Origin of the sequence: Acinetobacter sp. Gutcm_16, assembly GCF_028649355.1 — a bacterium.
Classification (GTDB): domain Bacteria; phylum Pseudomonadota; class Gammaproteobacteria; order Pseudomonadales; family Moraxellaceae; genus Acinetobacter; species Acinetobacter johnsonii.
This window is the reverse complement of the sequence record NZ_JAQSUV010000033.1, coordinates 150,607-177,134: the sequence shown is the minus strand read 5'-3', so window position 1 is coordinate 177,134 and position 26,528 is coordinate 150,607. Positions and strand designations below refer to the sequence as shown.

22 protein-coding genes, 1 tRNA gene and 1 pseudogene are annotated in these 26,528 nt (G+C 42.3%); 14 read left to right on the top strand and 10 right to left on the bottom strand.

Annotated elements, in window-relative coordinates:
* Window positions 1-35: 35 nt before the first annotated feature.
* The 3 genes from PTT44_RS11395 to PTT44_RS11385 are packed head-to-tail and all read left to right on the top strand — an operon-like array spanning window position 36 to window position 2,202.
* Complete coding sequence (locus PTT44_RS11395) at window positions 36-779, top strand: amino acid ABC transporter permease (protein WP_004981232.1); 744 nt, start codon at window positions 36-38, stop codon at window positions 777-779.
* Window positions 779-1,462 carry an ABC transporter permease subunit gene (locus PTT44_RS11390; RefSeq protein WP_062034370.1) on the top strand — a complete coding sequence of 228 codons (684 nt, stop codon included), beginning with the start codon at window positions 779-781 and terminating at the stop codon, window positions 1,460-1,462. Before PTT44_RS11395 ends, PTT44_RS11390 begins: the two co-directional genes overlap by 1 nt.
* Before the next feature lie 14 nt (window positions 1,463-1,476).
* On the top strand, window positions 1,477-2,202 hold the full coding sequence (locus tag PTT44_RS11385) for an amino acid ABC transporter ATP-binding protein (protein ID WP_010326224.1): 726 nt from the start codon (window positions 1,477-1,479) through the stop codon (window positions 2,200-2,202).
* A gap of 62 nt (window positions 2,203-2,264) precedes the next feature.
* Here the strand turns inward: PTT44_RS11385 and PTT44_RS11380 are convergent.
* Window positions 2,265-2,987: pseudogene (locus PTT44_RS11380) on the bottom strand (carbonic anhydrase).
* A gap of 725 nt (window positions 2,988-3,712) precedes the next feature.
* Here PTT44_RS11380 and PTT44_RS11375 point away from each other — a divergent pair.
* Window positions 3,713-4,900 (top strand): ammonium transporter, encoded by a 1,188-nt coding sequence (locus PTT44_RS11375; protein WP_168158391.1) that lies wholly within the window; start codon window positions 3,713-3,715, stop codon window positions 4,898-4,900.
* 69 nt (window positions 4,901-4,969) lie between these two features.
* Here PTT44_RS11375 and PTT44_RS11370 read toward each other — a convergent pair whose 3' ends face one another.
* Window positions 4,970-5,662 carry an HAD family hydrolase gene (locus tag PTT44_RS11370; RefSeq protein ID WP_168158392.1) on the bottom strand — a complete coding sequence of 231 codons (693 nt, stop codon included), beginning with the start codon at window positions 5,660-5,662 and terminating at the stop codon, window positions 4,970-4,972.
* Between the two features lie 164 nt (window positions 5,663-5,826).
* On the opposite strand from PTT44_RS11370, the gene PTT44_RS11365 reads away from it, so the two are divergent.
* On the top strand, window positions 5,827-6,537 hold the full coding sequence (locus PTT44_RS11365; protein WP_168158393.1) for a phosphatase PAP2 family protein: 711 nt from the start codon (window positions 5,827-5,829) through the stop codon (window positions 6,535-6,537).
* On the opposite strand, the gene PTT44_RS11360 is transcribed toward PTT44_RS11365, so the two are convergent.
* From PTT44_RS11360 to PTT44_RS11340, 5 genes are all read right to left on the bottom strand, one after another.
* Window positions 6,527-7,843 carry an ATP-binding protein gene (locus PTT44_RS11360; protein WP_168158394.1) on the bottom strand — a complete coding sequence of 439 codons (1,317 nt, stop codon included), beginning with the start codon at window positions 7,841-7,843 and terminating at the stop codon, window positions 6,527-6,529. The two genes, PTT44_RS11365 and PTT44_RS11360, sit on opposite strands and share 11 nt — an antisense overlap.
* Before the next feature lies 1 nt (window position 7,844).
* Window positions 7,845-8,525 (bottom strand): response regulator transcription factor, encoded by a 681-nt coding sequence (locus PTT44_RS11355; RefSeq protein ID WP_168158395.1) that lies wholly within the window; start codon window positions 8,523-8,525, stop codon window positions 7,845-7,847.
* A gap of 3 nt (window positions 8,526-8,528) precedes the next feature.
* Window positions 8,529-10,187 (bottom strand): phosphoethanolamine transferase, encoded by a 1,659-nt coding sequence (locus PTT44_RS11350; protein WP_168158396.1) that lies wholly within the window; start codon window positions 10,185-10,187, stop codon window positions 8,529-8,531.
* A gap of 423 nt (window positions 10,188-10,610) precedes the next feature.
* The gene (locus tag PTT44_RS11345; protein WP_168158397.1) at window positions 10,611-11,735 is read right to left on the bottom strand and encodes a porin; all 1,125 of its coding nucleotides are present in this window, start codon (window positions 11,733-11,735) and stop codon (window positions 10,611-10,613) included.
* Between the two features lie 142 nt (window positions 11,736-11,877).
* Window positions 11,878-13,134, bottom strand: coding sequence for an MFS transporter (locus tag PTT44_RS11340; protein ID WP_168158398.1), 1,257 nt, complete (start codon window positions 13,132-13,134; stop codon window positions 11,878-11,880).
* 136 nt (window positions 13,135-13,270) lie between these two features.
* Here PTT44_RS11340 and PTT44_RS11335 point away from each other — a divergent pair, with 136 nt between their 5' ends.
* From PTT44_RS11335 to PTT44_RS11320, 4 genes are all read left to right on the top strand, one after another.
* Complete coding sequence (locus PTT44_RS11335; RefSeq protein WP_168158399.1) at window positions 13,271-13,900, top strand: 1-acyl-sn-glycerol-3-phosphate acyltransferase; 630 nt, start codon at window positions 13,271-13,273, stop codon at window positions 13,898-13,900.
* A gap of 65 nt (window positions 13,901-13,965) precedes the next feature.
* On the top strand, window positions 13,966-14,883 hold the full coding sequence (locus PTT44_RS11330; RefSeq protein WP_004981268.1) for a patatin-like phospholipase family protein: 918 nt from the start codon (window positions 13,966-13,968) through the stop codon (window positions 14,881-14,883).
* 97 nt (window positions 14,884-14,980) lie between these two features.
* Window positions 14,981-15,454 carry an NfeD family protein gene (locus PTT44_RS11325; RefSeq protein ID WP_004981271.1) on the top strand — a complete coding sequence of 158 codons (474 nt, stop codon included), beginning with the start codon at window positions 14,981-14,983 and terminating at the stop codon, window positions 15,452-15,454.
* A 15-nt stretch (window positions 15,455-15,469) separates the two neighbouring features.
* A complete protein-coding gene (locus PTT44_RS11320) occupies window positions 15,470-16,327 on the top strand; it encodes an SPFH domain-containing protein (protein ID WP_058869115.1) in 858 nt (285 codons plus the stop codon).
* 141 nt (window positions 16,328-16,468) lie between these two features.
* Here the strand turns inward: PTT44_RS11320 and PTT44_RS11315 are convergent, their stop codons facing one another.
* A complete protein-coding gene (locus tag PTT44_RS11315; RefSeq protein ID WP_168158400.1) occupies window positions 16,469-17,380 on the bottom strand; it encodes a polyprenyl synthetase family protein in 912 nt (303 codons plus the stop codon).
* Window positions 17,381-17,694: 314 nt separating this feature from the next.
* Window positions 17,695-18,885 (bottom strand): 2-methylaconitate cis-trans isomerase PrpF, encoded by a 1,191-nt coding sequence (gene prpF, locus PTT44_RS11310; RefSeq protein WP_168158401.1) that lies wholly within the window; start codon window positions 18,883-18,885, stop codon window positions 17,695-17,697.
* Window positions 18,886-19,216: 331 nt separating this feature from the next.
* Here prpF and PTT44_RS11305 point away from each other — a divergent pair, with 331 nt between their 5' ends.
* From PTT44_RS11305 to PTT44_RS11285, 5 genes are all read left to right on the top strand, one after another.
* Window positions 19,217-20,569 (top strand): amino acid permease, encoded by a 1,353-nt coding sequence (locus tag PTT44_RS11305; protein WP_029574969.1) that lies wholly within the window; start codon window positions 19,217-19,219, stop codon window positions 20,567-20,569.
* A 79-nt stretch (window positions 20,570-20,648) separates the two neighbouring features.
* Window positions 20,649-20,724, top strand: a tRNA-Arg gene (locus PTT44_RS11300).
* 670 nt (window positions 20,725-21,394) lie between these two features.
* The gene (gene hppD, locus PTT44_RS11295) at window positions 21,395-22,456 is read left to right on the top strand and encodes a 4-hydroxyphenylpyruvate dioxygenase (protein WP_062034383.1); all 1,062 of its coding nucleotides are present in this window, start codon (window positions 21,395-21,397) and stop codon (window positions 22,454-22,456) included.
* 164 nt (window positions 22,457-22,620) lie between these two features.
* Entirely contained in the window at window positions 22,621-24,021 is a 1,401-nt protein-coding gene (locus PTT44_RS11290; RefSeq protein ID WP_168158402.1) for an amino acid permease, read from the top strand.
* Window positions 24,022-24,050: 29 nt separating this feature from the next.
* Window positions 24,051-25,277, top strand: a complete 1,227-nt coding sequence (locus PTT44_RS11285; protein WP_273795647.1) for an amino acid aminotransferase — start codon at window positions 24,051-24,053, stop codon at window positions 25,275-25,277.
* A 252-nt stretch (window positions 25,278-25,529) separates the two neighbouring features.
* Here PTT44_RS11285 and PTT44_RS11280 read toward each other — a convergent pair whose 3' ends face one another.
* The gene (locus tag PTT44_RS11280; RefSeq protein WP_168158404.1) at window positions 25,530-26,318 is read right to left on the bottom strand and encodes an IclR family transcriptional regulator; all 789 of its coding nucleotides are present in this window, start codon (window positions 26,316-26,318) and stop codon (window positions 25,530-25,532) included.
* Window positions 26,319-26,528: the final 210 nt, after the last annotated feature.

The following is a 26,528-nucleotide window of genomic DNA, read 5'->3' as shown; positions in this document are numbered from 1 at the left end:
AAGTTTCTTTGCCTGACCTATTTTAGGGGATTGTCATGAATTATACCTGGAACTGGGGCGTCCTTTGGCAATCCACAGGCGTCGGAGATAGCACCTATCTCAGTTGGATTTTAATTGGTTTAGGCTGGCTGGTTGTTATTGCCATTGTGGCTTGGAGCATTGCAATGGTGCTCGGAAGTATTCTCGGCATTATGCGCACGCTTCCCAATAAAACCGCACGTGCTATCGGCACTGGCTACGTCACCATTTTTCGTAATGTACCACTACTGATCCAATTATTTATTTGGTTTTATGTGGTGCCGAATTTCTTGCCTGGCCCGATCAAGTCATGGTGGATTAATGATTTAAGTGCAGGAACAACAGCGCTGATTTCAGCCAGTATCGGTCTTGGACTGTTTACCGCAGCGCGTGTCTGCGAACAAGTCCGTACAGGCATTGAAGCCCTACCTACAGGACAGGTCAATGCAGGTTATGCCATGGGTTTTAGTACCGCACAACTATACCGCTATGTCATTTTACCGCAGTCCTTCCGTACGATTTTGCCGCCTCTGAGCTCAGAGTTGACCAACTGTGTCAAAAATACTTCTGTAGCCTCTTTAGTTGGGGTCTCCGAGATTATTTCGCAGATGAAAACCATTAGCGAATATACGCAGAACACCATCGAAATCTATACCTATGTCACGATTATTTTCATCGTTATCAACGTATGTTTAATTACCTTAATGACGCTGCTTGAAAAACGCTTACGTGTCCCAGGTTTAATTGCAGGAGCTAAATAATGGAATGGCTCACCGCATTTACCCATGATTTGCAGTTATCTGCACCTGCCCTATGGCATGGTTTAAGTATCACTTTAAAAGTGGTCTGTATTGCCACCATTGGTGGTATTTTCATTGGCACGCTGTTGGCACTGATGCGTTTGTCTTCAATTCGGATCTTGAATTTAATTGCCCAAGGCTATGTCAATTTATTCCGCTCGATTCCACTCCTATTGGTATTGATGTGGTTCTACTTTGCTGTACCGTTCATCTACACCACAGTCACGGGAAATTACCTGACCATTGATACCGCTTTGGTCTCAAGTATTGTAGCGTTCATGCTGTTTGAAGCGGCTTATTTCTCGGAAATTGTACGTGCAGGGATTCAATCAATTCCTAAAGGACAGTCTGCCGCGGCTTATGCACTAGGCATGACCTATGGTCAGTCCATGCGTTTAATTATTTTGCCGCAAGCCTTTCGTAAAATGACACCGCTGCTGTTACAGCAAACCATCATCTTGTTCCAAGACTCGACCATGGTGTACGCCATTGGCCTACTCGACTTTTTCCGCACCAACTACGTGCGGGGCGATTTGATGTCTCTATTAACGCAATATATTTTATTTGCAGGCCTAGTGTATTTCACCATCAGTATGCTAGCCACATATGCAGTAAAACGATTACAAAGGAGGTTAAGCGTATGAGCGACCAAAAAGTAATGATTGACCTCCAAAATGTCAGTAAATGGTATGGCGATTTTCAAGTCTTAACCGATTGCACCACACAAATTTGTCAAGGTGAAGTGGTGGTGGTCTGTGGCCCATCAGGCTCAGGCAAATCGACCCTGATTAAAACAGTGAATGGGCTGGAAGCCTTCCAACAAGGTCAAATCACAGTCGATGGAATTCCGATTAAAGACCCGAAAACAGATTTGACCAAATTACGCAGCCGCGTAGGCATGGTGTTTCAGCATTTCGAGTTGTTTCCACATCTCAGCATTACTGAAAATTTAACCATTGCCCAAATTAAAGTATTGGGACGCTCTGAAGCTGAAGCAAAAAAGAAAGGCTTAGGCTATTTAGAACGGGTTGGGCTGAGTGCACATGCACATAAATTTCCAGCACAACTTTCAGGTGGACAACAACAACGTGTCGCAATTGCCCGTGCATTAAGCATGGATCCGATTGCCATGTTGTTTGATGAGCCTACATCGGCGCTTGACCCTGAAATGATTAATGAAGTTCTTGATGTGATGGTCGAGTTGGCACATGAAGGCATGACCATGATGTGTGTCACCCATGAAATGGGCTTTGCCCGCCAAGTGGCCAACCGTGTGTTGTTTATGGATCAAGGTAAAATTGTCGAAGACTGTAGTAAAGATGATTTCTTTAACACCAAACGTGGTGATCGTGCTCAACAGTTCTTAGACAAGATCTTGCACTAGTATAGCCGTCTTATCCCACATTAAAAAAGCAGATCATACGATCTGCTTTTTTAATTCACGTTCTAGTCTAAAACCAAGCGCGCATTGGTGGCTTGAACAGGACGATTATTCGGATACCCCATCAGTGCAGCGAAGTTTGTGATTTGCTGTGCTGATGCCTGCTGAATATCTTTTAAGATCACCCAACGTACACCTTCAGTACACGGCGGTGTCGTGAGCGAACCATTAAAGCGGTAGTACTCGCGATGTGTCGGCAAAAATTGATCTGCGTTTAAATTGAGTGCTTTCTGGGGTTGCCTATACTACTGCCATAGTCCATCAAGTGCTTGATTCTTTTTCCCTTGTTCATACATCACCGCAACCACAGCCAGCTCCCCTTTTTCAGAAGCATGGACTAAATGTAATTCTATCGGAAAACTTTTGCCGTGGATCGTATTTTCAGAAGGGCTATGTAAATGCATTTGTAATAATTGAAATCGTTCTCCCTCTAAACTTAAATAACTGCCTTGATGAAAATTGGCTTGTAAAGTATGAGGGAGCTTCACGATAATCGTTGCAGCAGTTTTATAATCAAAATCAAGTGGCGCAAGGTCTGCTGAAATAACATGCTCAATATTAATGGGCGATTGATTATGCCCCGCACAAGTTTGGTATTTGCTATTGAGCTGACTCCAATACTGCGGTGCTATTTGTGCTTGATAACCCCAATCCGAAGTTACTTCACTACTGGCCCAAGCCATCACACATGGGAGACCAAACAATGTTGCTATTAGTTTTTTCTTCATCATAATCCATCAAAAAATATCAGTTTAAAACGCCCCAATATCCTCTAAGAAATTACGCTCAAGCAGCAAAACCTAAAATGCCAATTCTGCCTGCTTGTCTTTGTTTTTTGTGCAAACTCTGTAATCATAACTTTTCAGCAAAAAGCCAATATTGCCCGACTATTTTGTCTCGTTTTAGATGTAAATCGATGAAATAGGACTGATCATATATGACAATAATTACAATTAATTACATATAGTTATGTGATTATTCATGTTTTATCTGTGATAAATTAAAATAAGAATGAGAAAATACAATCATGTTTAAAAACTTTCACTGATGCACAATCAGCACGCACATTTCATGGCATGAGCGTTCCAAAAGAGAACAAAGCAATGGAGACTCAGCTAACAATAACTGCTAACCGAATTTTTTTATCATTTTTTTGTGTTGCTACTTTTTGGGTTTAACTCAAGAGATAAAATATACACCTGTATATTTAAAATAAAGAAACTTAGATAAACATAATATATTCATAAACTTAATATTAACTTATATTTTAACCCATGCACCACTGCAATGCACAAACACCATCATGGTGCATAGTTTTGCTTTATATCGAGTCTTGTTATTTTTAAGCAAAACTTAATCAATATTTCCTTTTTGCTGAAATCTTCACGAAATTACAAGCATCAGTATACTGGGTTTCTTTTTGCAAAATTTTGCACTCAAATGGAACCCAAACATGCAAAATATTGACTTACTTTTTCTTCTTCTTGGTGCGGTTTTAGTCCTTGCCATGCATGCAGGCTTTGCTTTTTTAGAACTAGGGACAGTTCGTCATAAAAACCAAGTCAATGCTTTAAGCAAAATTTTAACGGACTTTTCACTTTCTGCAATCGCCTACTTTTTTGTAGGTTACTATATTTCCTATGGACACCATTTTTTCCATATTGGGGATACCTTAGCAGCCGATCATGGTTATAACCTGATGCGCTGTTTCTTCCTGCTCACTTTTGCAGCCGCAATTCCAGCGATTATTTCTGGCGGTATTGCCGAGCGTGCTAAAATGCGCTCACAAGCGATTGCAACCGTGTTATTGGTGGCCTTGGTTTATCCTTTTTTTGAAGGGATCGCGTGGAATGGCAACTTTGGTTTACAGCAGTGGCTACAAGACACTTTCGGCGCAAGTTTCCATGACTTCGCAGGTTCCGTGGTTGTACATGCTATGGGAGGCTGGATCGCTTTGGCTGCGGTGGTTTTACTCGGTGCACGTGATGGTCGCTACAAGAAAGATGGTCGTGTCAGTGCGCATCCTCCTTCGTCTATTCCGTTCTTGGCTTTAGGTTCATGGATTTTGATCGTGGGTTGGTTTGGCTTTAACGTGATGAGTGCACAGCGTTTAGATGCAATTTCAGGACTGGTCGCGATTAACTCACTTATGGCCATGGTTGGCGGAACCTTGGCAGCCAACTTCGCAGGAAAAAATGACCCAGGCTTCTTACACAATGGCCCTTTAGCGGGTCTCGTTGCAATTTGCGCAGGTTCGGATGTCGTACATCCGATTGGGGCATTGGTGATTGGCGCCATTGCTGGACTGATTTTTGTCAAACTTTTCACCTACACCCAAAACAAGCTAAAAATTGATGATGTACTCGGTGTATGGCCTTTGCACGGCGTATGTGGTGCCTTTGGTGGGCTTGCAGTCGGGATCTTTGGTCAAAAATGGCTTGGTGGTTTGGGCGGTGTTGCGATGATGTCACAGCTGATTGGTACGCTATTGGCTATTGGTATAGCTGTTGTTGGTGGATTGGTGGTCTATGGCGCTTTAAAAGCCACGATGGGCATCCGTTTAAGCCAAGAAGATGAATTCCGCGGTGCAGATTTATCTATTCATAAAATCTCTGCCAACTCAGATGACAGTATGTTCTAAAGCATTTCCATTTTAATGCGGCTCACATGGGCCGCTTTTTTTATTCGTATTGAACATTATAAGAGGCTTTTAGCGCTCTAAATAATCAAAAATCTCGGACAATGTCGTGATACTCGGTGCAGTCATCTGTACTGAAGGAACATGAAAGCCAGATAACCACAGTGCTTGCATTCCTGCCTGCTGCGCACCTTGTATATCATTAATAGGATGATCACCGATAAATAAGCATTGCTCCACCTTAACAGCCAATTGCTGTGCGGTATCTATAAAAATATCGGCTTGGGGTTTGGCTTGACCAAACAATCCAGAGCTATTAATCACATCAAAATAATGCTGAAAGCCCAAGCCATTTAGTATAGACAGCCGTGTGGCATGACCGCCATTTGAAATAATGGCGAGTTTATATCCTGCTTGCTTTAGACGGGTTAGTGTTTGTTCAGCCTCAGGCATCGCCACAGCACTACGACCAAATTGTGCAAACCAGAAATTGCTTAACGCTTCTAAATGCGGAGCCACCTGCCAGTTTAATTCTTGTAGCAACGCATAAGCTACTGAAGCACCTATACTAGAGTGGGTTAAATACTCTTTTAAGGGATAACCCCCATTGTCGATCCGATTCACAATCGACTCAATCTGCTCCACATCAACGCAGTTAATTTGGCTTTGATAGGTGTCAGCAAGGCCTTGACTAAAAGCCGCAACACTTCGCCCACGATGCGTCAAGGTATTATCCAAATCAAATAGAACAGCACGTATCGACATGTTTCAACCTCATGTGTTTGAGAGCAAATGTAACACTGAACCGACACTTTGTATTCGCCATAAAACGATAACCAAAGCACAGATCATGCTAAAGCCGATGAAACAGGGTTTATGTTAAGCCTCATTTAAGCTGACGCTGTTGGAATAGCGCTTATTTTCAGAACATGGCCTCACTTGTGTCGGATCAGCAACGTTTTTTCATCCTTCAGTTTTTTATTTTGACGCTGGGTTTTGCCGTATTGTGGCTGCTCTTCCCTGTGGCGGGCACCATCGACTTACAACTGATTCACCCCTTTATGGATCAAACTGGTCATTTTCCATTAAAGCGCGACTGGGCCTTAGCAGAACTGAATCACCGTTATGTTAAAGACATCATCATCGCGGTGTATGTGATTTATTTGCTGAAATGGCTCGCTTCATATAAATGGGCTACGTTCAAACCCCAGCGTTGGCAAAATGGCTATTTCATTGGCTTAGTCCTCATCAGTACTAGCCTCATTGGAATTTTAAAATCACAATCCGCACATGCCTGCCCATGGGACATGACTCTGGCCACAACACATGATTTCTTTTGGGACTTATCCGCCAGCGCAGGACATTGCTTCCCTGGAGGACATGCCGCGACAGGTTTTTCGCTCTTTGTGGGATATTTCGTATACCGTCTAAATGAACCCAAACGCGCGTGGTTTTATTTGCTTGCTGCCCTGATTTTAGGCTTTGTCATGGGTTGGGCGCAAATGATGCGGGGTGCACATTTCCTCAGTCACAATTTATGGACGGCATGGGTGATTTGGCTGGTCAATGTACTGGCATATGCGCTGTGTTATAAGCAGTTTACACAGCCCAGCCCAAATCAAACCCAAACTACAGCTTAAAGATCACTTGAACTTGTAACCCCCCCAATCCTGCACTTTGTCCAAAGTGCAGTTTGGCGCCAATTTTTTCTGCGGCTTTATCGACAATGGATAAACCCAGTCCACTGCCGACTTCCAGATGATGATGTACGCGATAGAAACGCTTTAAGATATGATCATAAAACTCTGGTGCAATGCCCGGCCCACTGTCTTCAATTTGAACAATTGCTTGTTGATCTTGCTGATAAATAGAGACATTAATCACGCCCTGTTCAGGCGTATATTTAATCGCATTATCTAAGAGATTATAGACAATGGAATGTAAGGCTGAACTTTGAGTTTCTATCCAAAGTGCTTCATGCTGTTCCAAGCCTAAATCGATGTTTTTCGCTAGCGCCAGCTCCATCAGTTGCTCCATACATTCAACCGCCACATCACTTAATCCTAATCTTTGTGTAGGTTCTAAACTTGGTACGGAAGCATCCTGCTTCGCCAAATTGAGCAGTTGTGACACCAAATGTTGAGTCCGAATTAAGCCTAGACTTAGGTTTTTTAACGCTTGGTGTTCTGGAAATTCATGCAGCAAAATTTTCATTTGCAAATTCAGTGCTGTAATTGGGGTTCTGAGCTCATGCGCGGCATCGGCAATGAATTGCTTTTGTTCTTGTTGCGACAGCGAAATTCGTTCAAATAAACGGTTCATTTCATTAATGGTCGGAAGAATTTCTAAAGGATAACCGTCTGGCCTAATCTCACTCAGTTCATACGGTTCACGCTGTGCAAGTTCCGCTTTAAACTCATCCAAGGGTTTGAGACTACGTCCAATAATCCAACTCAGCCCCCATAAGGCCAAAGGCATAAACAGTAAATATGGAATCAACATATTGGCCGCCAGCTCTAAAGCCAGCTTTTGTCTTACACTGCGCTGCTGGCTGACTTGAATTTGATACTTTTCTGTTGGCAGCACATAGGTATTCCATAAGCCCTGTGCCGTGTGATGGGTATAAAATCCCGCTTTTTTTACGGGTTGTATTAATAAATCAAACTCATGTTGCCGTTGTTCAGGCAGTCCATACGACCAGACATCTACAAATAAATCTTCTTCGTGATAGTGTCTGTCCGCTTCAAACTCGCTCTTAATTGGAGCCGGATCATGCGCTGCAACACGCTCTGCCAAATTACGCATTTGTGCATCGAGTATCTCATTGGTCTCTTCAAGGGCAATACGATACGCTGCAATCACCAACAAACAGCCCATCACAATACTAAATAAAGAGGTATAGGTAATCAGTTGACGCTTTAAGGAAACCGGACTCGACTTCGCCATTTTATGCTTCAACCTGCCCCAAACGATAGCCTAAACCTCGAATGGTACGGATAAAGTCTTTGCCAAGTTTGGCACGTAAATGGTGAATATAAACTTCAATGGTATTGCTGTTGATTTCCGAATCAAGGTCATACAGCTTTTCTTCCAAATTGGTTTTGGAAAAAATTTTATTGGGATGACTGACCAAAGGAATTAAAATAGCCCATTCACGGTTCGACAAATCAATGGTCTGCCCTTTGTACTTGGCTAAGTGCAAATCTTCATCTAACTCTAGACCTGCATAACTCAAAGTCTGGCTTTGCTTTTGCTGTTTTAACGCGCCACTACGACGTAATAGCGCATGAATACGTGCCAGCAACTCATCAAACTCATAAGGTTTGATTAAGTAATCATCCGCGCCATGGTTTAAACCATCGACGCGGTTTTGTAACTGATCTCGTGCCGAAATAATCAGCACTGGCATAGTCGGATAAAGCGAGCGAATATTTTTTAGGACCTGCATCCCATCCATCATCGGTAGTCCCAAATCCAGCAGCACCACATCAAATGAATATTGTTGTAATTGCTTTAAACCATCAAAACCATTGTTGACCCACACCACATCAAACTGCTGATAACGCAGCAGCGTTTGTGTGGACTCAGCAATCATAAAATCATCTTCAATAATCAATATTTTTGACATGGTCTAAGCGCTCGCTTTGGTCGCGGTACAGTGTTCTAACATATTATTTTTTGAATCAATCGCCGTACTTTTTACCCCAAGTAAACTCAGTAAGCTTGGGAACAAATGATCTTGGCTTAATTCTTGGCTTTTTTGTTGCCCTAAGCAAGCGATTTGTTGCGGATTCTGCTTTTGCCATGTTTCTGAAAACCACATCAGCATCGGCACGTGGGTCTGTTGGCTCGGTGCAATGGCATAAGGTGAACCATGTAAATACAGCCCGTGTTCACCAGTCGACTCACCATGGTCAGATAAATACCAAAAACCGGTTTCAAAGTTTGAGTTTTGTTTCAATACACCAATCAGTTGACTCAACACATGGTCGGTATAAACAATAGAGTTGTCATAACTATTTTTCAGCTGTTCAGATGTGCAGGCTTGAATGGCATTGGTTTCACACATCGGTTGGAAGGGCTGAAACTTAGGCGTTGAACGCTTATAATAAGCTGGTCCATGACTGCCCATTTGGTGTAACACAATTAAACGTGGCGTTTTATCATCAGTTGTAATACCAGCCATATAGGCTTTTAAGCTATCCACCAAAATTTCATCGGTACATTCACCATCGGCTGAACACCATTTTTTCTGTATCGGTTCAGGAATTTTATACTGCTCAACCCGATCACAAACGCCTTTACAGCCAGAGTTATTGTCAATCCATGTCACTTTGTAACCAGCACGCTGTGCAAGATCTAATAAACCTTCACGGTGGTGCGCTAACTGTGCATCATAGTTTTCACGTGGCATGCCTGAAAACATACAAGGCACAGAAACCGCAGTGGCTGTCCCGCAAGAATTGACTTGATTAAAGTTGATGACATTGAGTTTTTCCAGCTCAGGATTGGTCTTCTTCGCATAGCCATTTAAAGAAAAACTTTCTGCACGTGCCGTTTCACCGACCACCAAAACCATCAACTTCGGCAAGTTTTGCTGTCCAACTTGCTCCACCAAATGGGCATCTTCACCATAAGTCACCAACGGTAAATGCGGCTGTGGTCGATTTTTTTTATAATACGACAGGGTTGAACTGATCGCATTTTGCGGTGAAATCATCCCTTTGAGATCACGATGCTCACGGAAAATCGCGGCATAATCGACAAAGAAAATAAACAACATGCCTGCAATCAGCAAGATAGAGACTGCACTACCGAACAGCTTGTGAAATAACACGGTTTTAAAAGGATCACGGCGGATTTTGACCTTAAATAAAACCACTAAAGGTAGTACCACCATCGCCCCAATCCACAGCACAAGTCGCCATGACAACAAGTCACGCACTTCATTGCCATCGGTTTGCATCATGTTTTGGATCTGATCTGGTGTGATCGAAACGCCTAAGCTGTTAACAAAATATGCACTCATTCCACCAATGACGATCAATAGCGCAGCTAATCCTTTAGCCATCGGTCGCCACTGTAGCAGCTGAAAAGCCAAATGATAAAAAGCCAACACCACCAAAATGGTAGCACCGATAAAGGCATAAGCTTTGAAACCATGATAGGGCGTAAGCAACTGAACTTGCTTATAGAACATCACGTTTAAAACCACGGCTAACCACAGCGCCAAATATACGTTAAAGCGCAAAAGTGAAACTTCTTTAAAAATAGACTGCAAATTGAACATCTTAAATCATGTCTTGCTGAGCGGATGCCCCAATGTAGTTTTCTAAACTTAAAACTCGCTTAAATAAAAAAGGCGCTGTGGCCGAATATATAAAGTCATACCGATCAGTTAAGCAATCAGATGCCCTTTTTGAGCCGCCCAATATTATTTGATACGCGGAAGCGTCATCCGCAACCTGCATATCCATTTAAAAGGAATGTTTTTGCAAAATGATCATTTCAATGCAGAAAAGAAAAAAGTTTTGCGGAAGACAAATGTTTTTGGTTCTTTTGGCTACGCAAAAGAACGGACCAGCTCCAAATATTGAATTTTAAAATACGAAGATTCCATCATGAACGACAAAAAGTTAAGGAGTTTCTATAAAACTCCTTAACTGATTCGCATTAATCTTTAGAGACTTTGCCCTTTTCTATCACTTAAACATTAAAATTTGTACTCGATCCCCGTGCCTACTACAGGTTGTTTGGTTTCAAATGATGCTTGTTCAAGCGTCAAAATCCCTGCGTAACCATAAGCTTTGACTTGCTTGGTAAAGGCATAGTCAGCACCTGCAATAAACTGCTGCGCATCAAAGTCTTCTTTAGATGTTTTAAAACTGGTTGAGTTTTGACTGTACTGCGCTTTCACTGTCCAAGCTTTGGCAGTTGGTAAGTTATATTCAGCCCCAACCAACCAGCCATGTGCATCTTCTATGGCAGCCGCGGCAGCATCATTACCTTGTACATCCGCCACTTCAGAAGTTTGATATAAGGCTTTCAGCGCTAAACCATTATTCAGATTTACTCGACCAATCGCGCGTAAGGTGTCTGCTGCTGCAAAGGCACTGCCTGCCACTCCGCCAGTCACCTCAGGCGCTGACGCATTCAACGTGCCACGTCCTGCAAAGGTTGACGGAATGGCCTTATCATAACCAACCCCTGCAACAAACTTTTTACTGTCATAGACCACTGACGCTGACCAAGCATCGCCCAGACCACGCCCTGCAACTTTTGCCCCACCTTTAGATTTTTCAATACCACCAGCTTCACCTGTTGCTAACAGTGCCGCAGCTTTCAGTTTACCTGTACCTACTCCCCAAGCAGGTGTTTCATAGACCAGCACGTTATCGACTCGGTTTTCACCCGTGAAAATCCCCGCCACATCGGCTTTGTTGGCCACATAGTTATTAAAGGTATCTACCACTGAAGACAGTTGTTTAACGGGGGTATCAATTTTACCGACTTTCAATGTACCCAATTTCTGGTCTTGTAGGCCAACAAGTAAATTACGCGGAACGAAAGTATCAGTGCTACCGCCATTGTCTACATAGAAGGTAAATTCAGCTTGGTATAGTGCATTTAAGCGATCTGTTAGCTTCTCTTCGCCCTTTAACCCCAAAAAGGAGTTGTTAGAGTTCAGCTCGACCACATCGCGGTCTTTATTTGGCGAGGCATTGTCTTCAGGTAAATAATCGGCCGTGACATCAATTTCACCATAAAAAGTAGGTGCTGCGAATGTTACCCCTGCCACTAAACTTAAAGCGATTGCGGCTGCAATTTGTGTTTTCATTATCAAAATATCCTACGGTAAATTTGTTACAAATATTACCGTTCAGACATATATGACAGAACAATTAAAAAATTATTTAGTTATATTTTTTTAATTGTTTACATCACTATTTAGCACTTTTTATGATTTATTTATGAATGAATTATGAAAGGTCTGAATGCATCGCAATGCCACGCCATTTGAAGATAAACCACAGGCTTAACATCGCAATGACCACAATCATACACAGATAATTAAAATAGCCGAGCCAATCTCCCAATAGACCGCTCACACTATACAAACCACCACTGACAGTGGCCATCAACGCCACTTGAAAAGTAAAATCTGTGCCTGCCAGATGTTTACGACTGTACTGCATCACTAGAGTGAGCATGACCACCAACAGCATCGATGAAGTCATATCTTCAAAGGCATTGATCAGATAAATCAGCCACGGCTGAATACTGTGCTGGTTTTCATATTGAAAGGCTAACCATGTATAAGCCGCCAGACTGAATATTTTTAGCACCGAATACAATACTAAAGCCGTGGCACGGCGAATCAACTTCAAACTATAGCCCGCAAGTCCTGCACCTATTAAGGCGGCACATGCACCTAGCATGGTGACATAAAGCCCTATCTGAGAAAAACTCAGCCCCAAATCGACCATTAAAGGTTTCAATAGTGGCCCTGCTAAACCATCCGCTATTTTAAAGCTGAATAGCACTGCTAACCATGTTGCGAGTACGGGACTCTGGACAAAATAAGCCAAATAATTTTTGATCTGCTGGAGATTAAAAGATGTGGTCTGAGCTGCTGAAACAGCTCTATGCTTTGGCTCTGGATAAATTAAAATCGGCAGCGTGTTTATAAAGACCATTGCAGCCAGCATCAAAAAAGTGCTCTGCCAACTCAGCCAATCTAATGCCCACAAGATTGCACCACCACCGACAATAAAACCAAGACGCGATCCAATCACCTGAAAGGTATTGCCCCAGTGCTGTTGCTCCCCTTTTAAAATATTGACCGCCAATCCATCGGTTGCAATATCTTGCGTTGCCCCTAGCAAATTCATACTCAGGAGGCCCACAAAGAAAGCCCATAAATAAATAGGTTGATTTAATCCATCAATCGGGAGGAAAGACAGTCCGATCAGCACCAGCACCGTAAGAAACTGTAATGGAATAATCCAACTCCGATAGTGGCCGAAACGAGTGATCCCAAAGCGATCTAACACTGGTGCCCAAAACACTTTGATCGACCACGGCAACATCAGCAGTCCGAAGCCTCCAATCTGTGCCAGTGACACACCCTGTGCTCTTAAAATGACAGGCAAGGCATGGGTCATAAACCCGACGGGTAAGCCCTGCGCCCAATACAATGAAAACAGCAAAATATATACATTGCGAGTCTGTAGCATGCTGTTCCTATATACATGGATTGGTCAAAATGTTCATCTTAGATCGCTATCCCTTCACTTTTTTTGCCAATGAATTCAAGCCGATCAGTGCTTAAGATGAGATGATATATATCTTGGTCGATTGAGTATAATAACAATGAACCAATATTTTCCAGAACTACCAGATCAAGTTCCAAGTCGTAACTCATCTGCATTCACTCGCGCTATTTTTAAGCGGCTTTATTTGGCGCAAGGTTGGCGCTTTGTTGGCGAATTTCCGAACTTGCCTAAAGCGGTAGCAATTATCTCGCCGCATACCTCCAATATCGATGCATGGCATGGCTTTACGGCGCTATTGGGCTTAGGCCTGCAAATCACTATTTTTGGCAAGAACAGTTTGTTTCATACTCCACTGAAACCTTTACTTGAGTGGATTGGCGTGATTCCTGTCAATCGTACCCATGCCCAAGGTTTAACCCATGACATTATCGATATTATTCACAGTAAAGAAAAAATTTGGGTCGGGATGGCGCCTGAAGGCACACGTAAGCAAGCCGAATCTATCCGTAGTGGCTTTTATCGCATTGCGTATGGTGCACAGATTCCAATTGTGATGTTTTCCTTTGACTATGCGCAAAAAACCATCCACTGCTTGGGTGTGTTTCATCCTACTGGGGATTTTGAGCAAGACCTAGAGCATATTTTAGATCTGTATATCGGCAACTTTTCAGCGAAAAACCCAAAATGGTTGGCCAAGCCTTTACAAAAACGCTTAAAAAATAGCTAGTAAATCAAGGTCGAATCTGCTGAGATGTGCACCATTATTTGTTTTGCGTTTTAGTACTTTTGACCATGAATTTTGCTCGTTTATCTCTGATTGGTGCACTCACACTGACTATGGCAGGATGTGATCTTGCATCAAAGAAAACACCAACAACAACTCCCATTCAAGCCCGCGAACCTGTGATTGCGATTGCACTCGGCGGTGGCGGTGCCAAAGGTTTTGCACACATTGGAGTGCTTAAAGTTTTAGAGTCGCATGGTATTAAACCTAAAATTGTTACGGGAACCAGTGCGGGAAGTTTTGTGGGCAGTATCTATGCCAGTGGTAAAACGCCTTTCCAACTTCAGCAAATTGCCTTGACCTTAAAAGAATCGGACATTCGAGACTTAACCCTCAACTCCCAAGGGTTTGTTCAAGGTCAAAAGCTGCAAGACTATGTCAACAAACATGTCGGCAACAAACCGATTCAACAGTTCCCTATCCGTTTTGCTGCGGTGGCGACCCGTCTTGACACTGGACGTAAAGCCGACTTTATCAAAGGCAATGCGGGCCAAGCAGTACGTGCCTCATGCAGTATTCCGAACGTTTTTGTCCCTGCAGTGATTGGTGGAACCAAGTATGTTGATGGCGGTCTGGTCAGCCCAATTCCAGTCAAAACAGCCAAGGACATGGGCGCGGATATTGTGATCGCGATTGATATTTCAGCTCGTCCTGTCGGCAACAAGCCCCTCAATATGTGGGGCTTGCTCGACCAAACCATTAATATTATGGGGCAGCAAAGCATCAATGAAGAATTGAGCCAAGCAACTGTGGTGATTCAACCCAAAGTCGGACACTTGGGTACTTTGGACTTAAAAGCCAGCAATCAATCTATTTTAGAAGGTGAAAAAGCCGCTCAGCTCAAAATTAAATCGATTGAAAAAGCCATTGTCGATTTTAAAAAGACCCCAGCTGCTTTTAAACCTGCGCCCAAAGCCAAATTCTAAAAAATTTGATTTTTAATATTCAAAGACTTATTCATCTGCTAAATTGATATAGATGCTTCTGCATCTATATCCCTATAACGAATATATGAGTAGATGTATGGAATTTGCTTTTGAGCCTTGGCACTGGTTTGTTTTGGGCGTTCTGTTAATGTTATCAGAGCTGATTCTGCCTGCGTTTGCCGCATTGTGGTTCGGTATTGCGGCCATTATGGTCGGTATTTTGTACTGGATGTTCCCCATGATGGGTGTTACCACGCAGTTTGTGACGTGGATTATTTTGTCGATTTTATGCACTTTACTTTGGTTTAAATTTATTAAACCACTTTCGACTGACAAAACCAAAGCAGGACTGTCTCGCGAAGCAACCATCGGTCAAATTGGCATGGTGATTCAAGCGAGTCCTGAAAATGAACACATTCGCGTTCGCTTTCCCATTCCAGTACTCGGTTCAGATGAATGGAACTGTCGTACTTTAGATAAAGTCCACGTCGGCGACCGAGTGCGTGTCGTTGAAATACTGGGCAATGATTTAATGGTCAAAGCACATCTCTCAACCAACGAAAATAGATAAAAGTGAGTTAAGCATATGTCTGGTGGATTTATTGTTGTTTTAGCAATTTTGGCTTTTGCCGCTGTCACCATTTTTAAAGGTGTCCGTATTGTTCCACAAGGTTATAAATGGATCGTACAACGTCTGGGTAAATACCATACCACGTTGAGTCCAGGTCTCAACTTTGTGATTCCTTATGTCGATGAAGTGGCTTATAAAGTGACGACCAAAGACATTGTATTAGACATTCCCTCTCAAGAAGTGATTACCCGCGATAATGCCGTTTTGCTTATGAATGCAGTGGCCTACATCAACATCACCACGCCTGTAAATGCCGTCTATGGGATTGAAAACTATACATGGGCCATTCAAAACTTAGTGCAAACCTCACTGCGTTCAATCGTTGGTGAAATGGATCTCGATGATGCATTGTCGTCTCGTGATCACATTAAAGCCAAACTTAAAGCAGCCATTTCGGATGATATTTCAGACTGGGGCATCACCCTCAAAACCGTTGAGATCCAAGACATTCAACCCTCTTCAACCATGCAAGCCGCAATGGAAGCGCAAGCGGCAGCTGAGCGTCAACGTCGTGCGACCGTGACCAAAGCAGACGGTGAAAAACAAGCAGCGATTTTAGAGGCAGACGGCCGTTTAGAAGCGTCTCGTCGTGACGCAGAAGCACAAGTGGTCTTAGCAGAGTCTTCTCAGCGTGCCATTGAAATGGTCACTTCGGCTGTAGGCGACAAGGAAATTCCTGTGGCTTACTTGTTGGGCGAACAATATGTCAAAGCGATGCAAGACATGTCTAAATCGAACAATGCTAAAACAGTGGTGTTGCCAGCCGATATTTTAAGTACCATCCGTGGTGTTATGGGACGTAAAGACATCTAACTGATGCTTGGTTTGATTAAATGAGGACAGCTTTCGAGCTGTCTTTTTTATTGTGGTTGAGGAAAAACTCAAGCCTCTAAGAAACAAGCATTAAAAAAAGAGGACACGCTATGTCCTCTTTTTTAATCTAAACACTGAAACTTAGCTTTGGCGAGCCAATAAAAACTGTGAAATCTGATTAAGTTCTGCTGCCGCATCCGTTGGGAAATAAGCCAGAGCGGCAAAGGCTTGATCATGTAAAGTCTTGGCATACTCTTGTGCAGACTCAAGTCCCATCAAAGCTGGATAAGTCGATTTTTCGACTTGCTCATCCTTCCCTGCGGTTTTACCTAGGACATCTGTATTTGAAATGATATCTAAAATATCGTCTTGCACCTGAAAAGCCAAACCAATTGCCTGCGCATATTCGCGTAACTTTGGAATCGCTTGATCGCAACCGTCAAATACAGTCACCGCGGCCATCATCACCGCAGCAGAAATCAATGCACCCGTTTTATTTCGGTGGATATTTTCAAGTGCGGCCTGATCGACACGTTTACCTTCGGCTTGTAGGTCAAGGACTTGTCCACACACCATTTTAGAACTCGCTGTCGCTAAAATTTGCATCTGCTTCAGTACAATGCCCTGATCAACCACTGGGCCAGCATCAAACAGTCGACTACCTAAAATTTCAAACGCCATAGACTGCAAGATATCACCCGCAAGCAAAGCAGTATCTTCACCATAAGCCACATGACAGGTCGGCTGACCACGACGCAAAAGATCATTGTCCATACACGGCAAATCATCATGTGCCAAGGAATAACAATGAATCAATTCCACAGCCACAGCGGCACGGCGCACGGCTGCTGCATTATTGTTTGGATTTAAATGTGCCGTGGCATAGCACAGCGCAGGACGCACACGTTTGCCACCTAACATGACCGCATGATGCACGGCACTCTTTAACGGTTCCGGAATTGAAAAAGCATCAAGTGCCGTCAATAAATCATCGTGAATACGTTGTTGAGCCTGTTGGAGTGCATTTGCTGATACGTCGGTTAGTGCTGACACATTCGCCTCGAATAACAATAGGATAAATTAATCTGGTACTCAGTTTGCCTGAGCCGATCATTTGAAATGATCTGTTGGCATGATACTGCTTTCTGCCCGCTTTCTCTATGCCGAAACCACAAACAAGGCACAGTATTCTATTAATTTTTGCAGACGAGGTGATAAGAATGACTTTTCTACTATTTCAAACAACCATTACTCAAGAAAACAGACTCTAAATTCACCTCTCATGCTCTTGGTTATTTTTAGCCTTCTTATCACAGACCTAGAATTGACATAAAAAAGCCTCTACAGAGAGAGGCTTTTACATAGCGTTAATCCAAGCTTTCAGCGGGAATACGCACCCAACCTTCCATCAACACGCGAGCACTACGACTCATGACAGCTTTTTTCACTACCCACTGACCCTTTTCTTGTATTGCTTGCGCTCCTACACGTAAGGTCCCTGAAGGATGACCAAAAAGAACGGCTTCACGTGCTCCACCACCCGCGGCCAAATTGACCAAGGTTCCTGGTATCGCTGCTGCGGTACCAATGGCAACAGCCGCTGTCCCCATCATCGCATGGTGTAATTTACCCATAGAAAGTGCACGAACCAATAAATCGGTGTCTTGCTCTGTAATGGTTTTACCACTCGACGAGACATATTGTTTTGGCTTAGAAACAAAAGCAATTTTAGGCGTGTGTTGACGACTGGCAGCTTCAGAAATGTCTTGAATCAGCCCCATCTGTTTTGCACCATAGGCACGAATGGTTTCAAAACGCGCTAAAGCCTTGGCATCGCCATTAATTGCGTCTTGTAATTCACTCCCCGTGTAGCCAATGTCTTCCGCATTTAAGAAAATGGTCGGAATACCTGCATTGATAAACGTTGCTTGGAAGCGGCCAATCTCTGGAACCTCTAAAGTGTCAACCAAATTCCCTGTTGGGAACATGGCACCACCATCTTCACCATCATCGGCTGGATCTAAAAATTCAATTTGCACTTCTGCAGCTGGGAACGTCACGCCATCAAGTTCAAAATCACCTGTTTCTTGAACTTGCCCCTGCGTAATAGGTACGTGTGCAATAATGGTTTTTTGAATATTCACCTGCCAAATGCGGACTGTGCAGATGCCATTTTCTGGAATACGTGCAGCATCGACCAAACCATTTGAAATCGCAAATGAGCCTACAGCAGCCGTTAAGTTGCCACAGTTTCCGCTCCAGTCGACAAACGGCTGATCAATCGACACTTGCCCAAATAAATAGTCGACATCATGTTCGGGCTGTTGGCTCTTCGCTAAAATCACCGTTTTACTGGTACTCGATGTTGCACCACCCATACCATCAATCTGCTTTGCATAAGGATCGGGGCTACCAATTACACGGAGCAATAACTGATCTCGAACGCGTCCAGCCTGTTGCGCAGCTTCTGGGAGATCATCTAATTTAAAGAATACGCCCTTACTGGTCCCTCCACGCATATACGTTGCTGGAATTTTGATTTGCGGTGCAAAACTCATTTTTATTGAATCCTTCATATTTATCATTATGTTAAGTCAAAAGATCTGATTTAACTTAGGCTCATCATACCTTTTTTCCCTATGCCTACGTAAAATACAGACTTAAGTCTAAAAAAACATCATTTGTGAACGTCCGGTTTCCAAATAAAATTCCCGATTTTATAATTTAAATAAAATTAATATATTGATTCGTATGTTTTTTATTTACAACTTATTACATATTATTTTTCATATGAATAATAACTTTTTTTCATGAATTTTGAGCTACTATGCGATTTCTTCGCGATCTATTACAATCGGAAACACTTATCCATTGTCGGGCTGAAATAACTTGAATAAAGAGTCGTCTCAACTTCAGCGTGGCTTAAAGAACCGTCATATTCAATTGATTGCCATGGGCGGCGCAATTGGTACTGGCTTATTTTTAGGTTCCGCACATGTGATTGAATCTGCTGGCCCATCCATTATTTTGGGCTATGCAATTGGCGGTTTAATTGCGTTTCTAATCATGCGTCAACTCGGGGAAATGATCGTTGAAGAACCTGTAGCCGGTTCTTTTAGTCATTTTGCAAACAAATACTGGGGCAAATTTGCAGGCTTTCTTGCAGGCTGGAACTACTGGATTCTATATGTTCTAGTAGCCATGACCGAGCTGACCGCTGTTGCGAAGTATATCAACTACTGGTGGCCTCATATTCCTGCATGGGCATCGGTTCTCACCTTCTTTGTGATCATTACCTTAGTCAATTTAGGTAATGTGAAGTTTTACGGTGAATCAGAGTTCTGGCTAGCTATTATCAAAGTCACGGCCGTCGTCGCTATGATTGTATTTGGTCTTTATCTTTTGGCTACGGCAGGCGCAGATTCCACGGCTTCATTTAGCAACCTTTGGTCACATGGCGGTTTCTTCCCGCATGGCGTTGAAGGCCTCTTCTATATGCTTGCCTTCCTCATGTTTGCCTTTGGCGGTATTGAATTGATTGGTATGGCTGCAGCAGAAGCTGATAACCCACAAAAATCAATTCCGAAAGCAATCAACCAAGTGGTATTCCGTATCCTCATTTTCTATGTGGGTTCATTGACCATTTTGTTATCGCTTGTACCTTGGAATGAATTACAACTTGGCGGCTTAGATAAGAGTCCATTTGTAATGATCTTCAGTCAATTAGGTATTGGTTGGGCTGCGCATTTGCTTAACTTTATTATCTTGACTGCAGCACTTTCTGTATATAACAGTGGTATGTATGCTAACAGCCGTATGCTGTTTGGTTTAGCACAGCAAGGCAATGCACCTAAAATATTCAGTAAAACCAATAAACAAGGTGTGCCAATTCCAGCAGTCTTGTTTTCAGCATTGCTCATTTTCGGTTGTGTACTGTTGAATTATTTTGCGCCAGAAGATGCTCTCAGCAACTTAATTTATATTGTTGTTGGTGCTTTGGTATTGAACTGGGCCATGATCAGCTTAACTCATCTTCAATTTATGAAGGCCATGAAAAGCGAAGCGAAAAAACCATTATTTCCTGCACTTTGGTCGCCTTTCAGTAACTACCTTGTTCTTGCATTTATTGCTGTAGTGCTTTACATCATGTGGACTCAAGGTTTAAGCGGCGCTGTGATCATGATTCCAATCTGGATCGTATTAATGTTCGTTCTATACAAAATTCTGTATAGAAAAGCATAAAATATTCATTTTTAAATAGTTATTGTTTCGGCAATAACTATTTTTTTTGAGTAAAATCAGCTACATTAACCGCACTTTTGCGCTCTTAGCTTAACTGGATAGAGCAGTTGCCTCCTAAGCGACCGACGTGGGTTCGAGTCCCGCAGAGCGCACCATTTTATGGTTGTTTTCAACCACTCTATGCCTAATCATAAACACTAAAAATTCGATTCATCGCACTCAGATACTAATCCCCCCTCTCAAATTTGAACTCCGATCCAATAGCCCCTCAAGCTAATGCAAAAAATTCAGCGTGATGAAGCTCGCGGCGACACCTACATCTGGGTTTTCAAGTCAGGTCTAACTAAGTCAAACTGTTCTTGATATTTTACAATTAATTTTCGTGCTCGAATCAGTTGTTTGGCTGTTTAAAACAGCTGTTCTCAACAGATGTACAGAATGAGTCAAATTTCATACCCAATTTTTCCCTTCTATTTTAGTCCTATAGCACAGATTTCATCCTGAAATCTTGGTATAACAAAGCGCCCCTATTTTAAAAAATATTTTATGAATAATATTAATTTAATTTATAGGTCAATAATTTACCAATTTTATTTATTGCGTAATTAAATTACGTATTGAATAATAATTTGGATCAAGTATGATGAATTAAAACTTCTACACTTGTTCACTCAACATTGAGAATGCTGCTGAACAGGTGCCCATGTCAGACAAACGGATTTGTCTCTCTCGCTCTAGAATTGTAGCGACCAGTCCGTTAGCTCTGAAAGGAATCGTTAAAAAGATAAGCAATAGGATTGCTTAAAAAAGAAATGAGGACGTTGTATGAATGAATTAGCCAACCCACTAGAATTGTGTGGATTCGAATTTATTGAATTTGTTTCTAAAGATGGTCAGCTAGATGCGGTGTTTGAAACCATTGGGTTCAGCAAAGTGGCAAAGCATAAGTCTAAAAATGCGTATTTATGGCGTCAGGGCAAAATTAATATCATTCTTAATTATCAGCCTGAATCGTATGCAGCTTATTTCTATAAAGAACACGGCCCTTCTGCCTGTGCAATGGGTTTCCGTACCAAGAATGCGGCAAAGGCATTTAAAAAGGCGATAGAAATTGGTGCTGAACCAATTTACAACCAAGTTGGTCCGATGGAGCTAAATATCCCAGCAATTAAAGGGATTGGCGGCTCTCCTATTTTCCTCGTCGATTGTGACATTTACCAAAATGACTTCATTTTCTTTGATGATGTACCCTCTCATCCTGTCGGCACAGGTTTATATGAAATCGACCATTTGACCCACAATGTGTATAAAGGCCGTATGCAGTATTGGTCTGATTTCTATGAAAAGATTTTTAACTTCCAAGAAATTCGCTACTTCGATATTAAAGGTGAATATACTGGCCTGACGTCCAAGGCACTCACGGCGCCAGATGGCAAAATCCGTATTCCGCTCAATGAAGATTCGGATAAAGGAAATGGTCAGATTGCCGAATTCCTCAATGAGTTTAACGGTGAAGGCATTCAGCATATTGCCTTCATTTGTGATGACCTGATTAGCACTTGGGACAAGTTAAAAGCTTTAGGTGCCAAGTTCATGACACCTCCGCCAAATACCTATTATGAAATGCTAGATGAGCGTTTGCCTAACCACGGTGAACCTGCTGATGAACTACAAAAACGGGGCATTTTGCTGGATGGCAATACTAAAGACGGTAATAAACGCCTCTTGTTGCAAATTTTCTCCCAAAATATGCTAGGTCCTGTCTTCTTTGAATTTATTCAACGTAAAGATGACGACGGTTTTGGTGAAGGCAACTTTAAAGCGCTATTTGAGTCGATTGAACGCGACCAAATTAAACGTGGCGTTTTAGATGTATCTAAAGCTTAAACGATTTCTAGAATTTCCCTGTACATATAGTTTTATGTACAGGGAAATTTAAATTTTGTGCAAGAACTATACTCGTAAAATTAAAGTCTGCTCCGATGACAATATAAAAATAACGAAACATCATCATGGTTCAAGGCTTTATCTCACATGGATGAAGAATAAAAATGCAGCACATTGAACAAGGAAACCTGAAAAAAGGTTTAAGTAATCGTCATATTCAGCTCATCGCCCTCGGTGGTTCTATCGGCACAGGGCTCTTCCTCGGTATTTCACAAACCATCAAACTCGCAGGACCTTCTGTTATTTTAGGCTATGCCATCGCAGGCCTTATAGCCTTTCTCATGATGCGCCAGCTCGGTGAAATGATTGTGCATGAACCCGTGAGCGGTTCTTTTAGTCATTTTGCTTATAAATACTGGGGCAAATTTGCGGGCTTTATGTCTGGCTGGAATTATTGGGTACTGAATATTTTAGTGTGTATGGCTGAACTCAGTGCTGTCGGCCTCTATATCCATTACTGGTGGCCTGATATTCCAACGTGGGTTTCTGCTTTGGGTTTCTTTATTTTCATTAATGTCATTAATTTACTGCACGTGAAATTATTTGGTGAAATGGAATTCTGGTTAGCCATTATTAAGGTCGTGGCAATTATTGCCATGATTACTTTTGGTAGTTACTTGCTGGCTAGCGGTAGTGGTCATAGCCAGTCTAGCTTACAAAATTTATGGCAGCTCGGTGGCTTCTTCCCCAATGGTATTACAGGTTTAGTGATGGCTATGGCCATGATTATGTTTGCTTTCGGTGGAATTGAACTGGTGGGCATTGCAGCAGCAGAAACAGATAATCCTCAGAAAACTCTCCCAAAAGCCGTCAATCAAATTGTTTACCGCGTCTTATTGTTTTATATCTTGAGCTTGGTCGTAATTTTGTCGCTTTATCCATGGAATATGATGGCTGAAGGCGGTAGTCCTTTTGTATTGATTTTCGACTCTTTAGGCAGCCAGACCGTGGCCGCTGTTTTGAATTTTGTGGTTTTGACTGCGGCTGTTTCTGTCTATAACAGCACCAATTACTGTACCAGCCGAATGCTGCTTGGACTAGCACAACAAGGTAATGCCCCAAAATTTTTAAGCAAAATTAATCCGCGTGGTATTCCTGTAAATGCCATTATGGTTTCAGCTTTCTTTACTTTAATATGTGTTCTGATTAACTATTTATTTCCTGAAAAAGCATTTAACTTACTCATGATGCTGGTCGTAGCGGCTATTGTGATTAACTGGGTCGTGATTTCTTATACACATTTAAAGTTTAAAAAAGCCATGAATCGCATGCAGGTAAAAACTCACTTTCCAAGTGTGGCCTATCCATTTACCAATTATTTATGTATTGCCTTCATGGCGAGTATTCTGCTCATTATGAGTCGTAGCCCAGATATGCAAATTGCAGTTCTCATGATTCCTGTCTGGATCGCGATTTTACTGACGGCTTACCTCTTTAAACGGAAGCAAGAAGATCATGTTGCGTTGCTTGAAAAAAGTAAAATCACTTCCTTACCAGAAGCGTAATATCGTATTTATCATATTAGGATGTATTCATGTTTCAACATATTGATGCCTATGCAGGTGACCCGATTCTTTCTCTGATGGAGGAATTCAGCAAAGATGCACGCCAGAATAAGGTCAATCTCAGTATCGGACTTTATTATAATGAAGATAATATCGTGCCGCAGCTACAGTCGGTTCAAAAAGCCTATACACATTTAATTCCTGACTATGACAAAGTCCGAGTCTATTTGCCGATGGATGGGCTCAAGAGCTTTAATCAGGCTGCACAAGAACTCATTTTCGGTCAGGCTAGCCCTGCCCGTCAGCAAGGACGCGTCGTCACCATTCAGACTTTGGGTGGTTCTGGTGCTCTCAAAGTGGGTGCAGACTTCTTGAACAAATACTTTCCGCACTCCGAAATCTGGGTCAGTCAGCCGACGTGGGAAAACCATATCGCGATCTTTAATGGCGCTGGTGTTCAAACCCATTTCTACCCTTATTATGATGCGGACACCCATGCCGTAAATCTAACGGCGATGCTAGATAACTTAAGGCAGCTACCTGCTCAAAGTATCGTACTACTGCATCCTTGCTGTCATAACCCGACAGGTGCAGATTTAGCACCTCATGAATGGGATCAAGTAATTGAGGTTCTAAAAGCAAATGACTTGATTCCTTTCTTGGACATGGCCTATCAAGGTTTTGGTCAAGGCTTGGAACAAGATGCTTATGCGATCCATGCGCTAGATCGGTCTGGTATGAACTTTATTGTCAGCCATTCTTTTTCCAAGATCTTTTCCTTATATGGCGAGCGCGTTGGTAGCTTAAGCTTTGTCTGTGATGACGCAAACATTGCCCAAAATGTATTGGGTCAGCTTAAAGCGACAGTCCGTCGCATTTATTCTAGCCCAGCAGCTAACGGTGCGTTATTGGTGAGTCAGGTATTAAATGACGCAGCGTTGTCTCAGCTATGGCAGTCTGAATTAGAAGAAATGCGTCAGCGCATTCTACTGATGCGTCGCTTACTTGAAGACAAACTTAGTCAAGCGCTACCAGATATGGACTTTAGCTATCTGACCCAGCAACAAGGCATGTTTAGTTATACAGGCTTAAGTGCAGAACAGGTCGATTTGCTGAAACACGATTATGGTATTTATTTAGTCCGCAGCGGCCGTATGTGTACTGCTGGCCTGAATTTAAACAATATTGATTATGTGGCTGAGTCGATGGCGACTGTGCTTAAAGCGGCAAGCTCCGCTGAGTCTATGCTTGCTTAAGATATATCATGTTTACTTAGGCTTCTCACTCTAGGGTCAGAAGCCTTTTTTATCGTTATTTTTCAGAACTTGAATCAAGGCAACCTAAGTCTACGGGTTTCAGCTTAGCTATCTATTTCATACCCCGTTTCTTTTAAACAGTGCGGCAAAAAAAATCAAATATTTCGACTACCAAGCTCCACAGCCCAATAAAAAAATCCACCAAAGGGTGGATTTAAAACTTAATTCATCTTTTCAATGTCATCGACGCTTTTATATGGCAGCGGCGGGATGAAATAAAGCATCGATCTGACGCTGTACGCCAAGAACATAATCAGTTGCTTGCTGCATTTGTCCTTCGGGTAACTGATCTTCTGTGCCAATACAAGTAATGACATGATCCAGTTGCTGCGTGAAATTAAAGACTGGAATACTAATCGCATTGATCCCAGCCATCATATCTCCTGTGACTGAAGCATAACCTTGACTCAGGATTTTCGCTTTCAGCTCTAAAAAATCTTCCCAATTTGCAGGATACTGCTCTGACTTAACGCTACTTTCCCATTCTTTTTCCAATAATGGCTTGATGATGTGCTCAGACTGATAGCAGGCATGCAAGCGCCCTGTCGCAGATTTCAGCAGCGGCATGCGTGAACCGACTCGGGTAATAATATTAAAGACATGGTTAGATTCTAGAGACTGAACCACGACCGCGCCATCGGCAAACCATTTACTGACATGAATACTGCAATTCAGATGTTGCTGAATGTCCTGAATATAACGCTGGCTTAATTCCAACATATCTGTTCGTTTGAGTGCATTCACCCCAAAAGCATGTGCGCGCTCACCTAGACTATAACGCCCATCAGTTAATTGCTGAGCATAGCCTTTACGAATCAAACTCACCACATAACGGTGTACTTTGGCTGGATGCATGGATAAAACTTCGGACAGCTCTTTTAACATCATCGGTGCATTATGTGCAGTTAATGCATCTAATACGGTTAATCCAACTTCCAGAGACTGAACCCCTCCCTGTATTTTTTCTTCCTCAACACTCATCGCTTTACCCTGCTAGCTGCATTAGTTGTCATAACTCCATTGGTGAATTGTACTACTTAAATCAAAAATGTGAGCCATCTAAACCTGACTCTCTCATTCAGAGTAGTATAGCTCAACAATTTACACTATTCATAAATAAATTATTTATTGCGTAATTTTAAAATATAAGTATGATTCTATTTAGAACTTAAATTTTCCACGGAAAGGATC

What these genes read in the sequence shown, in the direction of transcription:
- PTT44_RS11395 (WP_004981232.1), top strand. Translation starts at nt 36, where the DNA reads ATGAATTATACCTGGAACTGGGGCGTCCTTTGGCAATCCACAGGCGTC.
- PTT44_RS11390 (WP_062034370.1), top strand. Translation starts at nt 779, where the DNA reads ATGGAATGGCTCACCGCATTTACCCATGATTTGCAGTTATCTGCACCT.
- PTT44_RS11385 (WP_010326224.1), top strand. Translation starts at nt 1,477, where the DNA reads ATGATTGACCTCCAAAATGTCAGTAAATGGTATGGCGATTTTCAAGTC.
- PTT44_RS11375 (WP_168158391.1), top strand. Translation starts at nt 3,713, where the DNA reads ATGCAAAATATTGACTTACTTTTTCTTCTTCTTGGTGCGGTTTTAGTC.
- PTT44_RS11370 (WP_168158392.1), bottom strand. Translation starts at nt 5,662, where the DNA reads ATGTCGATACGTGCTGTTCTATTTGATTTGGATAATACCTTGACGCAT.
- PTT44_RS11365 (WP_168158393.1), top strand. Translation starts at nt 5,827, where the DNA reads ATGGCCTCACTTGTGTCGGATCAGCAACGTTTTTTCATCCTTCAGTTT.
- PTT44_RS11360 (WP_168158394.1), bottom strand. Translation starts at nt 7,843, where the DNA reads ATGGCGAAGTCGAGTCCGGTTTCCTTAAAGCGTCAACTGATTACCTAT.
- PTT44_RS11355 (WP_168158395.1), bottom strand. Translation starts at nt 8,525, where the DNA reads ATGTCAAAAATATTGATTATTGAAGATGATTTTATGATTGCTGAGTCC.
- PTT44_RS11350 (WP_168158396.1), bottom strand. Translation starts at nt 10,187, where the DNA reads ATGTTCAATTTGCAGTCTATTTTTAAAGAAGTTTCACTTTTGCGCTTT.
- PTT44_RS11345 (WP_168158397.1), bottom strand. Translation starts at nt 11,735, where the DNA reads ATGAAAACACAAATTGCAGCCGCAATCGCTTTAAGTTTAGTGGCAGGG.
- PTT44_RS11340 (WP_168158398.1), bottom strand. Translation starts at nt 13,134, where the DNA reads ATGCTACAGACTCGCAATGTATATATTTTGCTGTTTTCATTGTATTGG.
- PTT44_RS11335 (WP_168158399.1), top strand. Translation starts at nt 13,271, where the DNA reads ATGAACCAATATTTTCCAGAACTACCAGATCAAGTTCCAAGTCGTAAC.
- PTT44_RS11330 (WP_004981268.1), top strand. Translation starts at nt 13,966, where the DNA reads ATGAATTTTGCTCGTTTATCTCTGATTGGTGCACTCACACTGACTATG.
- PTT44_RS11325 (WP_004981271.1), top strand. Translation starts at nt 14,981, where the DNA reads ATGGAATTTGCTTTTGAGCCTTGGCACTGGTTTGTTTTGGGCGTTCTG.
- PTT44_RS11320 (WP_058869115.1), top strand. Translation starts at nt 15,470, where the DNA reads ATGTCTGGTGGATTTATTGTTGTTTTAGCAATTTTGGCTTTTGCCGCT.
- prpF (WP_168158401.1), bottom strand. Translation starts at nt 18,885, where the DNA reads ATGAGTTTTGCACCGCAAATCAAAATTCCAGCAACGTATATGCGTGGA.
- hppD (WP_062034383.1), top strand. Translation starts at nt 21,395, where the DNA reads ATGAATGAATTAGCCAACCCACTAGAATTGTGTGGATTCGAATTTATT.
- PTT44_RS11290 (WP_168158402.1), top strand. Translation starts at nt 22,621, where the DNA reads ATGCAGCACATTGAACAAGGAAACCTGAAAAAAGGTTTAAGTAATCGT.
- PTT44_RS11285 (WP_273795647.1), top strand. Translation starts at nt 24,051, where the DNA reads ATGTTTCAACATATTGATGCCTATGCAGGTGACCCGATTCTTTCTCTG.
- PTT44_RS11280 (WP_168158404.1), bottom strand. Translation starts at nt 26,318, where the DNA reads ATGAGTGTTGAGGAAGAAAAAATACAGGGAGGGGTTCAGTCTCTGGAA.